Raw genomic sequence first — 11975 nt, forward strand, 5'->3', positions numbered from 1 at the left:
AGCACTTTTTACTATAAATGAAATGAGATGATTGTGTGCCTTTTATAAATCGTTTTACGACAACAGTACCTGGTGCCGTCACGTTCACTGGGAATACACTGGGACTTAGTCCTACATCACCTGCACCAGGTAATATTTTTGGTACACTTGCTGTGTTTACGACAGTAAATACAGCATTGCAAGTACCAGGATTCCCAGCAGGGACAACAGATGAATGGGAATTGAATTCTTCAAGTGCAATTTTAAATCTTCCAGCGGGAAGCAGTGTGTTATATGCAGAATTAGTTTGGGCTGGTACGTTCCGGACTGATACGGAAGATGTGTTACCATTTTTAAATGATAACATTACATTTACAACGCCAGCAGGGACGTTTTCTGTTACGCCAGATCCTGTTACCGCGCAGCAAGGTTCAGTAGGAAACCAGTTTTATTATGCTCGCTCTGCCAATGTAACGAATCTTGTTAGTGCAGGTGGAGCAGGAACATATACAACGGGTGCTGTGCCAGCTGCAAGAACTTCAGCCGACCCAACAATCAGTCGTTCAGCTGGATGGACGCTTGAGGTTGTGTATCAAAATGCCAATTTACCACTTCGAAATTTGTCAGTATATGCAGGTCAAGAAATTATTGATGCTTCATCACCACCAGTTGATGCCACTATTTCAGGATTTGCTACTCCAGCTACAGGAGCTGTAACAGGACGAGTGCTCGTAACTGCTCAAGAAGGTGATTCTAACATTGTTGGAGATCAACTTCGCTTTGGACCGAATGCAAATGCTACAGTTGCATTATTCGGACCGAGAAATCCTGCGAATAATTTTTTTCAGTCACAAATTTGTAATGACAGTGGAAATTTAGATACGAGTGGCACGTTTGGAGATTTGAATCAGCCGTTAGGGATAGCTTTGGCCGTCCGAAGACAGGGGTGGGATATTACAAATGTAGATGCCTCCTCATCTTTAGTAAACAATCAAACATCAGCAACGGTTCGATTCGTTACTAATGGAGATGGATACGCTGCAGCTGGTTTTGGGGTTCAAATTGATGCAACGGGGCCAATTATTAATCCTGTTAAATCGGTCAATAGAACAGTTGCAGGAGTTGGAGATATTCTTACCTACACAATTACAGTTCCTAATACAGGTACAGGAAGTGCAGAAAATGTTATATTACAAGACAGTATTCCGAACGGAACGACGTTTGTTACAGGTAGTGTAACAGTAGGTGGAGTAACACAGCCGAATGCGAACCCTGCTAATGGAATTAATTTAGGCACAATCCCAAATAACACGCAAAGAATTGTTACATTTCAAGTACGAATAACATCGTTTCCGAACCCAAATCCTATTCCAAATCGTGCAATGGTGTCATATCAATTCCGTCCTTTCGTTAGTAGTCCTCCTATTACAAGTACGTCTTCTTCAAACACAGTACAAACGACAGTGAATCAAGCGACTATAAGTATGCAAAAATCTGTAGATTTACAGACGGCAACGCTTAATGATGTATTAACGTACACAGTTAATGTCACAAATAATGGGAACGTTACTGCAAACAATGTTATTTTTGTTGATAGTATACCTGCTGGAACAACATTTGTTCCAAATAGCGTTACAGTGAATGGAGTAGCACGCCCAGGAGCGAATCCAGCAAGTAGTATAAATCTTGGAAGTATTAATGCTTCGCAAACGACTATAGTGCGCTTTCAAGTTCGAGTAACATCTAATCCTCTTGTCAATCCAATTCCCAATCGTGCAAGTGCTACATTTACCTTTACTCCAGTGCCTGGTCAACAACCAGTTTCAGGGCAAGCGACAAGTAACACTGTAGTTACGACCGTTAACATAGCTGATATAAGAACGAGAAAAACAGTGGATAGAGCTTTTGCGACGGTAAATGATGTTCTTACGTACACTGTTACAATTGAAAATACAGGAAATGTACTTGCGACGAACGTTATTTTTCAAGATCCGATCCCAATTGGAACGACATTTATCGCAAATAGTGTGACTGTGGACGGGGTTTCACAACCTGGGGCAAATCCAGCAACTGGGTTTACAGTAGCTAATATATCTCCTGGCGGAAGTAGGACTGTTACATTTCGAGTACGAGTTACATCTACACCATCGGGAGGTACGATTGCGAATCGCGGAAATGTGTCTGCTAATTTCGTCGTTATTCCGAATCAGCCACCGATAACAATTAATAGACAAACGAATACAGTTGTGACACAAGTTAATACAGGCGGTTTAAATGTAATAAAAGAAGTGAATACAACGCAAGCGGCGGTAGGGGATACTTTAACATACACAATTGCCGTCCAAAATACAGGAAACGTTCCGTTAACAAATGTATTTTTCCAAGACCCTATTTCTTCTGCTGTTTCATTTGTTGCAAATTCTGTAACAATTAATGGAGTATCGCAAAGTGGATTGAATCCGAATACAGGATTTTCTCTTCCGAATATTCCTGCGGCTCAAACAGTTGTAGTCACATTTGACGTATTAATTGTACAGGATCCAGAAAATGAAGATATTTTAAATCAAGCAAATGTAACAGCAAGTTTTCAAGTGAATCCGAGTGAACCACCAGTAACCATCAATGTTCCGAGTAATGTTGTGAATACGACAGTACAAACAGGGAACTTTGAAGTTGTGAAATCAGTGAATACGGCTGTTGCAACTGTAGGGGATATTTTAGTATATACAATCGAAGTTATAAATGCAGGTAGTGTACCAGCTACAAATGTATTTTTCCAAGATTCAATTCCACAAGGGACATTATTTATTGAAAATAGTGTAGTTGTGAATGGTGTTTTACAAGAAGGGGCAGATCCAGAACTTGGATTCCCATTAAATGATTTGCCTACTGGCGCGAGTGTTATTGTTACGTTTGAAGTATTAATTGATGAAATTCCCCAAGGGAATAATGTCGTAAATAATGGGAATGTAACTGGAGATTTCCTTGTAAATCCAACAGAGCCACCGATTACTGTAACAGTACCAAGTAATACTGTTATGACGATTGTGAATTCTTCAGGGTTAAATGTAATGAAAAGTGTAAGTGCTACTGAAGCCGGTGTAGGAGATACGTTAACGTATACAGTTCGTATACAAAATAGTGGAACGGTGACAGCGACAAATGTATCATTCCTTGATCCGATTCCAGTTGGAACCACTTTTGTAGCGAATAGTGTAACAATAAACGGGACACCTCAACCAGGTTTAAACCCGACAATTGGATTTCCACTTGCTAATATTCCAGTAGGAGGTATGGTGACGGTCACTTTTCAAGTGGCAATCACGAGTGTACCACCAAATAGAGTTCTTCCGAATAATGCGAATGTAACTGCTGATTTCCAGGTAAGTCCTCTCCAGCCACCAATTACAATTGTAACGATTAGTAATATTGTTGTGACGCGAGTGAATGTGGGATCACTTAATGTAATGAAGAGTGTAAATACACCACAAGCCGGTGTAGGAGATACGTTAACGTATACGATTCTTATTCAAAATACAGGAACTGTTCCTGCAACAAATATTGTTTTTCAAGATCCAATTCCGTCTGGTACTGCGTTTGTAACAAATAGTGTGACGATAAATGGAGTTGTTCAGCAAGGTGCGGATCCTATGCTAGGTTTCCCGGTACCAAATATTCCGGTCGGGCAAACGGCTACGATTACGTTTCAAGTTACAGTGACGAGTGTTCCGAGCGGTGGAAATATAAGAAACCAATCGAACGTTACTGCAAGTTTTCTTATAAATCCAGCAAACCCTCCAATAACGACTGTTACAAATAGTAATTTTGTAGTGACGCAAGTAAACACAGCACAGTTAAATATACAAAAATCTTCATCTGTACAACAAGCAGCACTTGGAGAAACTTACACGTATTCTGTTGTCATTCGGAATAACGGTACAGTAACAGCAACGAATGTCTCTTTCCTTGATCCAATTGCTTTAGAAACAACATTTGTAGCAAACAGTGTAACGATAAATGGAACGCTACAACCTGGATTTGACCCAAATGTTGGTTTCCCGCTTCCTAATATTGCTGCTGGAACATCATTGACAGTAACGTTCCAAGTTACGGTAGTTGCACCGTCTACACGTGGAGCAGTATTAAATACAGCATCTGCTACAGCCACTTTCTTATTAAATCCTTTACAACCACCTGTAACAACCACGAATTCAAGTAATACAACGGTAGTTACAATACCGTTACCTCCTCCTGGTGAAGTAACAGCAACAAAAACAGTTGATGTTGCAACTGGGGCCGTTGGGGATGTATTAACGTATACTGTGCTCATTTCAAACGTAGGAATTATCCCTGTTACAGATGTGTTCTTCCAAGATGTCATACCAGAAGGAACGACGTTTGTTGACAATAGTGTAACGATAGGTGGAGTGCAGCAACTTGGTTTAAATCCAGAAATAGGATTTACAGTTACTCCATTATTAATCGCTGGTGGAAGTATTGAGGTCACATTCCAAGTGACGATTACAGAAATTCCAGATAATGAAGTCATATTAAATGATGCAGATGTTACATTTACTTCACAACCAAATCCGCAGGAACCACCGATTACGGAAACGATATTAACAAATTTAGTCGTTACGACAATTAATATAGCGTTCATTTTTCCATTGAAACTAGTAGATAAAGAAGTAGCGACGGTAGGAGAAATATTAACGTATGATGTATTGATTTTTAATTTCGGAACAGTGCCAGCGACGAATGTTCAATTTATCGATACTACTTCCGCGGGTGTAGCATTTGTACCAGGAAGTGTGAGCATAAACGGGGTACCAGCACCAGGATTAGATCCTTTCATTGGTTTTACAGTTCCAGATATACCTGTCGATGATTTTGTACTTGTCACATATCAGGAAGTGGTTACAAGCATACCAGAAGGTGGAACGATTGTTAATTTTGTAGACGTTACAGCTACATTTGCTGTAAGTGAAACAGAACCGCCTATTACGGAAACAACGACAAGTAATACGACATTAACAGAAATCAATGAGCCTGGTTTGAATGTTTTAAAATCAGTGGGTCAGCCGGTTGTTGCAGTAGGCGATACAATCACATATACAACAGTAGTTCAAAATACAGGAACAGTGCCAGCAACGAATGTTCAATATAGTGATGTATTACCTTCCTCTATAGCATTCGTGCCGAACAGTGTAACGATAGATGGTGTGTTACAACCTGGATTCAATCCGAATAACGGATTCCCGCTTCCAGATATAAATCCAGGTGAAAGTGTAGAAGTCACCTTCCAAGTAACCGTTGTTAGTGCGCCATCAAACGGAACAATTGCCAATACGGCAAATGTAACTGGAAGTTTTGTATTAGTACCAGGAGAACCACCAGTTATAGTAACAGAGCCGAGCAATACAACACTTACAACTGTAAATAGAGGGCAATTTAATGTTATTAAACAAGTAAATAGGGTTGCTACTCTCGTTGGAGATATATTAACGTATACGGTTCAAATAACGAATACAGGAACAGTAACAGCTAATGCTGTTCAGTTTGTTGATACCATTTCAGCAGGGGCGTCATTTGTACCAAATAGTGTAACGATAAATGGAGCCTCGCAACCAAACTTAAATCCAATTACTGGATTTGGAGTTGGAGATATACCGGTAGGTGAAACAGTTATAGTGACGTTTCAAGCGACAGTTACAAACATCCCGTCATCAGGAACAATTACGAACGTTGCAAATATAACAGGAAGCTTTACTTTAGTGCCAGGAGAACTACCAGTTGTAGTAACAGAGCCGAGTAATACGACGATAACTAGAGTGAATAGAGGACGATTCAGCGTTATAAAATCTATAAATAAAGAAGCGACACGATTAGGAGATACGTTAACGTATAGTGTGCAAGTTACAAATACGGGAACGGTAACAGCAACGAATGTTCAGTTTATCGATGTTCCATCACCTAGTTTAGAATTCGTTCCTGGAAGTGTACAAATAAATGGGGTTCCGCAAGTAGGTTTAGATCCATTTGTAGGCTTTGCATTGCCTGATCTTGCAGTAGGGGATAGTGTATTAATTACATTTGAAGTAAATGTAATCGCAGTTCCGCCTTCTAGTAGCGTTATGAATACAGCAAGAGTAACGGGAGATTTCGAATTGATTCCAGGAGAACCTCCGTCTACAATTACAAATTCAAGTAATACGACGGTTACGCCGGTAAATAGAGGCAGCTTAGATATGCTAAAAGAAGTAGACCATTCAGTTGTTGGTGTAGGAGAAACGGTAACGTATACTGTTCGTATATTAAATACTGGTACTGCTGATGCAATGAATGTTCAATTTATCGATGTGCTATCTCAGGAAGCTGATTTCATTCCAAATAGTGTAACGATAAATGGGGTTCCGCAACCGGGGTTAAATCCGCAGATTGGATTTACGATACCTGATATACCAGTTGGTGAGACGGCACTTGTAACATATGAAGCTACGATTACAAGTTTTCCGGATGGTGGAACAGTAGTAAACGTTGCTGGAGTGTTAGCAGAATATATTTTAGTACCAGGAGAGCCGCCAGTTACAGTGATGGACACGAGCAATACAGTTATTGTAACGGTAAATACTGCAATCTTATTTGTTGCAAAAGGAGCAAACTTTGAAGTAGCAATGATAGGGGATGTTGTCACTTACGGAATCGCTGTTATAAATGATAGTACAGTTCCTGTGACCAATATTGTGTTAACAGATATCATTGATCCGAATACGCTATTTATAAATGGTACGGTAACGGTAAATGATGTACCTCTTCCATTTGCTAATCCGAATACTGGTATTCCGTTAGGTGATTTTCAGCCAAATGATGCAGCAATTATTAATTTCCAAGTTGTAATAACAGGAGGGCAAGTAAATAATTTAGTTACAAATACCGCTACAGCGAATGGGCTCGCAACTGTAAATCCGAATGAGCCGCCAGTAGTAGTTGAAGGTGATAGTAATACAGTTGTTATCCCGTTTATTCCTCAAAATGTCTCAACGACAGTCGTAAAAACGGCAGATTTACAGGCAGCAACAATTGGAGATGTCATTACGTTTACGACAGTCATCACAAATACGGGTGATACTGTAATGCAAAATATTCGTTTTCAAGATATGTTAGATAGTAGTGTTCGATTTGTTCCTGGAAGTGTAACGGTTGATAATAGGCCAGTGCCGAATGTAAGCCCGGCAGTAGGGTTTCTTATCGGAATTTTAAATCCTGGTGAAGCAAGGACAGTTTCGTTCCAAGTAGCAGTACAGAGCGCGCCAAATGGCTCAGGAAATTATATAAATCAAGCGAGTATTCGTTTTGAACATCAAGTAGGCACAGTATTGCCACCTGTTACACAAATAGTAGAAAGTAACATAGTTGTCATTCCATTTGTTCCAACGATTGAACAAATTTGTGAAACAAACTTTAATTGCTTAGATAAAATTCCATTTCAATGTTCTCCGTGTAATCATTTGCATGGACATAAAAAATAAAAACAGAAAGAGCATCCTGAAAAATAATTGGATGCTCTTTCTGTTTTAATCATATAGATTCATTTTCGGGTGAGGTGAAAAATTCGTCGATTTTGTCGGAGAGTAGTAATGGAATGGCTCCTTTTATAACAGAAATGTCCCAGTCCCACCATGCGAGATTCTCTAGTTTGTCAATCGTTTCTTGTGGGAAACGATATCGAACAAATTTTGCAGGATTACCAGCTACAATTGCATACGGGGGTACGTCTTTTGTAACAACGCTTCTGGCGCCGATAATGGCCCCGTTACCAATTGTAACACCAGATAAAATGCAGGATTGATAACCAATCCATACATCATTGCCGACTACGATATCACCTTTTGAAGAAGGGTGACCAGTAATATGTGCTCCTTCATCAAAAAGTGCATTAAATGGATAAGTTGTTATCCAGTCTGCGCGATGTTCACCGCCGAGTATGAAAACGACTTCTTCTGCTAATGAACAAAACTTACCTATTTTTAATTTTGTTTCATCGTTCCAAGAAAAAATGGTTGGCCCTACTTTACTATAAGTATAATCACCAATATCATATTTATTATATTCAGGTTTTTGATTTAAATATAACATGCTTCTTCAGCCTCCTTTCTCAATTAAGCGATACGTATGGAATATTATATGCAAGATGTAGTAATGTGAACTGTATTAATAGGTGAAATGAAAAAAAGGGAGTGGGATGTATGCGATACGAAATGGGTTTATATAATAAACCGTTTCAGTCAATTCAATCAGGAAAAAAAGTATATGAAGTACGCCTATACGATAAAAAACGTCAACTAATAAACAAAGGCGATGAAATCGTATTTACGAATCTTACGACGACAGAAATGATGACGGTAAAAGTAACGGAAATAAAGCGATACGAGAGCTTTAAATCTATGTATGAACAAATTGATAAAAAATTATTGGATTGTGAGAATGATAGTTTAGAGGAAATGTTAGAAAGTACATACAAAATATATACGAAAGAACAAGAAAAAGAGTGGGGAACAGTCGCGATTCGTATTGAGGAAATAAAATGATAAGAAATCGCGGGGCGGCTATCATTGTACAGGAAGGGAAAATTGCTCTTATAAAACGTATTCGAGAAGAGGAAACATATTATGTTTTTCCTGGCGGAGGGGTTGAGGAAGGTGAAACGCCTGAAGAGGCAACGAAAAGAGAGGTATATGAAGAATTAGGGCTACATATAAAAGTGGAGCACCTTATTGCAAAGGTAAAATATAAAGGAAATGAATATTATTATGGTGCCTATATTACAGGCGGAGTGTTCGGAAGTGGAACAGCTGAGGAATTTCAGCGGGAAGGTAGAGGAAGTTATATTCCGTTATGGCTACCGATAAACGAGTTGGAAAAAGTGAATATAAAACCTTATGAAGTGGTCGGAAATATATTTAATCATTATAAAATATAACGTCTGACAACATACAAAAAAAACCATTGACATAGGCTTCTGATTTAAGTATTGTATTCGAGTATGTTTATAATCAGGAGGTTTATATGAGCAATCAAACTACTACACATCATGTGAAAATGACAACAGCGGATCCATCTGGAATTGGTCTATTTGGATTAGCAATGGTAACACTTGTAGCATCATCTCAAAAGTTAGGCTTAACAGATGGCGTTTCACTTGTATTACCATGGGCAATCTTTTTAGGAGGATTTGCACAAATCTTTGCTTGCATTCACGATGCAAAGCATAACAATACATTCGGTACGACAGCATTTGGTGCGTACGGCCTATTTTGGTTAGGTGTTGGAATGACTTGGTTAATTCAACTTGGAGTATTTGGCGAAAAATTAGCACAAGCTGCAGATTCAAAACAGCTTGGTGTAGCCTTTATCGGATATTTGATTTTCACAATCTTTATGACGATTGGTGCAATGGAAACACATAAAGTATTATTTATGATCTTTGTCCTTATTGATTTCTTATTTATTGGTCTTTCATTAAGTACTTTAGGTGTTATGCCGCACGCAATGCATAATTTAGCAGCATATTCTGAACTTCTTATTTCATTATTATCTTTCTACGGTTCAGCAGCAGCAGTGTTAAATACACACTTTGGAAAAGTTGTTTTACCAGTAGGAAAGCCTTTTGGTATTTTTAAAAAGTAATAAAAAAGCACAGATGATTGTATAGTCATCTGTGCTTTTTTATTTATCCCGCTATTTGCCGGGCAGTAAGACCCCCCACCTCAAAATTCAGTGGAAGCAAAGAAGTTAGGTGAGGGCCCTGCTGCCCGTAAAAGTCCGATTGGTTCAACTAATAATGAGTGGGGGATGAACAAAACTCCCACTCATTAAAGTTTCACTTTATTCGAAATAAGTAATGTAAATAAAAGTAGAAAAAATAAATTGAAATTGATTATCATTATTAATATAATGAGAATGAGAATCATTTATTGTTAGAGGGGGATGCCAAAGTGGCAAAAATTTTAATAGCTTATGCAAGTATGTCAGGAAATACAGAGAGTATTGCTGATTTAATTAAAGTTAGTTTAGATACTTTTGATCATGAAGTAGTATTGCAAGAAATGGAAGGCATGGATGCTGAAGAATTATTAGCTTATGATGGAATCATTTTAGGATCTTATACGTGGGGCGATGGTGAATTACCATTTGAAGCGGAAGATTTTCATGAGGACTTAGAAAATATAGATTTAGCTGGGAAAAAGGTAGCGGTATTCGGATCAGGTGATACGGCGTATGAACTATTTTGTGAAGCGGTAACGATATTTGAAGAACGTCTTGTAGAACGCGGTGCAGAGCTTGTACAAGAAGGGCTGAAAATTGAATTAGCTCCAGAAGATGAAGAGGATGTTGAAAAATGCAGTAATTTTGCAATTGCATTTGCTGAGAAGTTCTAAGAATGGGAGTGTCAACGTGGAGACAATGTTAAGTGCAACTGCTATTGCAAAGTTAAGAGATGGAAAACTGTTGTTAGCTACTACATATAATGGCTTATTTATTGAACAAGACGGAGAATGGAAACGAATTTTAAATGGTTTTCAAAAACGAATTAGGGATTTACATAGCGAAGATAATGTAGTTTATGGTGTAGGTGACGAAGGGATTTTTATTCGTAGTATGAATGGTGGAGAGAACTGGACAATTCAGCGTTTTCCAACAAAAGCAACGAGTTGGAATGTATGTAGCAATGTACAAGGAACTGTCATTGCTCATGGAGAAAAAACGCTGTATCTTTCTAATAATTTCGGTTCGACATGGGAGACTATTCATCCGTTTCTTGAGTATGGCAGTGCGGCACCGTCTATTCGATCGTTATTTTTATATAAGCATTACTTATTTATTGGTACGAAAATACATGCTAAATATGGTGGTGTTTGGCTCTTTGATTTGAAGACACTTAAATTAAAGAGGATTAAAATTGCGATGAATCAAATGATCTCCGCGTTGATTTTACACAATTCTTATTTAGTAGCGGCAAGTGGATCGTGCAAGGGAGTTAGCGGGAATATTTCTTATTGTAAAATAGATGAAAGTATTGCGAGTGAAAAAATATATTGGCATACATGTCAAAGTGAGCAGAAAGCAAGTAGTTATTTAGACTTAAGTGTAGATCAACATGTTTTATATACAACTTCAACACAAAATAAGGCGGGTATTAGTAGTGTGTGCCGTGTGCTTCTTGACGAAGGTATTGTTACAGTATGTGATTCAGTTAAAGGGCACGGATGGCGCATTGTTAATCAAAAAGATGGTTATGTAGTAGCCGGATCAGGCGAATTAAAAGCAATGCAGTGGGAACAAAAAATAATTTAAGAAAAAACTTTACTTTTATTATATTGATATGATATAGTATATTTAAACCATTTTACTTTTAATAATATAGAGATTTAAATGAGCTGTAACTTCCGAGGAGGATAGCAATGTTAAATCTCCTCAGGGGTTGCAGTTTTTTAATATCTGGCTTATTATTGTAAGGTGGTTGAAAATGAATATGTACATATAGGTACATTGTAGGAGGATTTTTTTCATGCAAAACGGTAAAGTAAAATGGTTTAACTCAGAAAAAGGTTTCGGTTTCATCGAAGTTGAAGGCGGAGAAGACGTATTCGTTCATTTCTCAGCTATCCAAGGCGAAGGCTTCAAAACTTTAGAAGAAGGTCAAGAAGTTACTTTCGAAGTAGAACAAGGTAACCGTGGACCTCAAACGAAAACAAGCAATAAATACTTTAGAAAAAAGGCAAGGCGTTACTTTCGAAGTAGAACAAGGTAACCGTGGACCTCAAGCTACTAACGTAAACAAGAAGTAATTTTTGAAAAAAGAAGGGCTCGCCCTTCTTTTTTTTGCATTTTTATAGATGTCCTCCTACTTACATATCATAACGAGACTGAATTTTCATTTATTTATTCGGAGTATTTTTGTATAAAGTACATGAATAAATAAATACTGAAAATAG

The 11975-nt window shown here is 38.1% G+C and carries 8 protein-coding genes and 1 pseudogene; 8 read left to right on the plus strand and 1 reads right to left on the minus strand.

Going from position 1 to position 11975, the window contains the following annotated elements; translation table 11 throughout:
* Positions 1-35: 35 nt before the first annotated feature.
* The gene (locus tag DN403_RS09095; RefSeq protein WP_149185400.1) at positions 36-7508 is read left to right on the plus strand and encodes a DUF7507 domain-containing protein; all 7473 of its coding nucleotides are present in this window, start codon (positions 36-38) and stop codon (positions 7506-7508) included.
* Between the two features lie 49 nt (positions 7509-7557).
* Here DN403_RS09095 and DN403_RS09100 read toward each other — a convergent pair whose 3' ends face one another.
* Positions 7558-8115 (minus strand): CatB-related O-acetyltransferase, encoded by a 558-nt coding sequence (locus DN403_RS09100; protein ID WP_000966308.1) that lies wholly within the window; start codon positions 8113-8115, stop codon positions 7558-7560.
* Between the two features lie 110 nt (positions 8116-8225).
* On the opposite strand from DN403_RS09100, the gene DN403_RS09105 reads away from it, so the two are divergent.
* The 7 genes and pseudogenes from DN403_RS09105 to cspB form a co-directional block, all read left to right on the plus strand.
* A complete protein-coding gene (locus DN403_RS09105; RefSeq protein ID WP_001268365.1) occupies positions 8226-8567 on the plus strand; it encodes an ASCH domain-containing protein in 342 nt (113 codons plus the stop codon).
* Complete coding sequence (locus tag DN403_RS09110) at positions 8564-8959, plus strand: NUDIX hydrolase (RefSeq protein WP_000620834.1); 396 nt, start codon at positions 8564-8566, stop codon at positions 8957-8959. The genes DN403_RS09105 and DN403_RS09110 overlap by 4 nt, the downstream gene beginning before the upstream one ends.
* An 86-nt stretch (positions 8960-9045) precedes the next feature.
* On the plus strand, positions 9046-9666 hold the full coding sequence (locus tag DN403_RS09115) for an acetate uptake transporter (RefSeq protein ID WP_000070938.1): 621 nt from the start codon (positions 9046-9048) through the stop codon (positions 9664-9666).
* A 308-nt stretch (positions 9667-9974) separates the two neighbouring features.
* A complete protein-coding gene (locus DN403_RS09120) occupies positions 9975-10418 on the plus strand; it encodes a flavodoxin (protein ID WP_017763491.1) in 444 nt (147 codons plus the stop codon).
* A gap of 16 nt (positions 10419-10434) precedes the next feature.
* Positions 10435-11334, plus strand: coding sequence for a WD40/YVTN/BNR-like repeat-containing protein (locus DN403_RS09125; protein WP_016077396.1), 900 nt, complete (start codon positions 10435-10437; stop codon positions 11332-11334).
* A gap of 214 nt (positions 11335-11548) precedes the next feature.
* On the plus strand, positions 11549-11791 hold the full coding sequence (locus DN403_RS09130; RefSeq protein ID WP_255451867.1) for a cold-shock protein: 243 nt from the start codon (positions 11549-11551) through the stop codon (positions 11789-11791).
* Positions 11775-11828 (plus strand): annotated as a pseudogene (gene cspB / locus DN403_RS31695) (cold shock-like protein CspB); the annotation flags it as partial. The gene DN403_RS09130 and the pseudogene cspB, both read left to right, overlap by 17 nt.
* Positions 11829-11975: the final 147 nt, after the last annotated feature.

Origin of the sequence: Bacillus sp. AY2-1 (assembly GCF_008368965.1) — a bacterium.
Lineage (GTDB): Bacteria > Bacillota > Bacilli > Bacillales > Bacillaceae_G > Bacillus_A > Bacillus_A thuringiensis_S.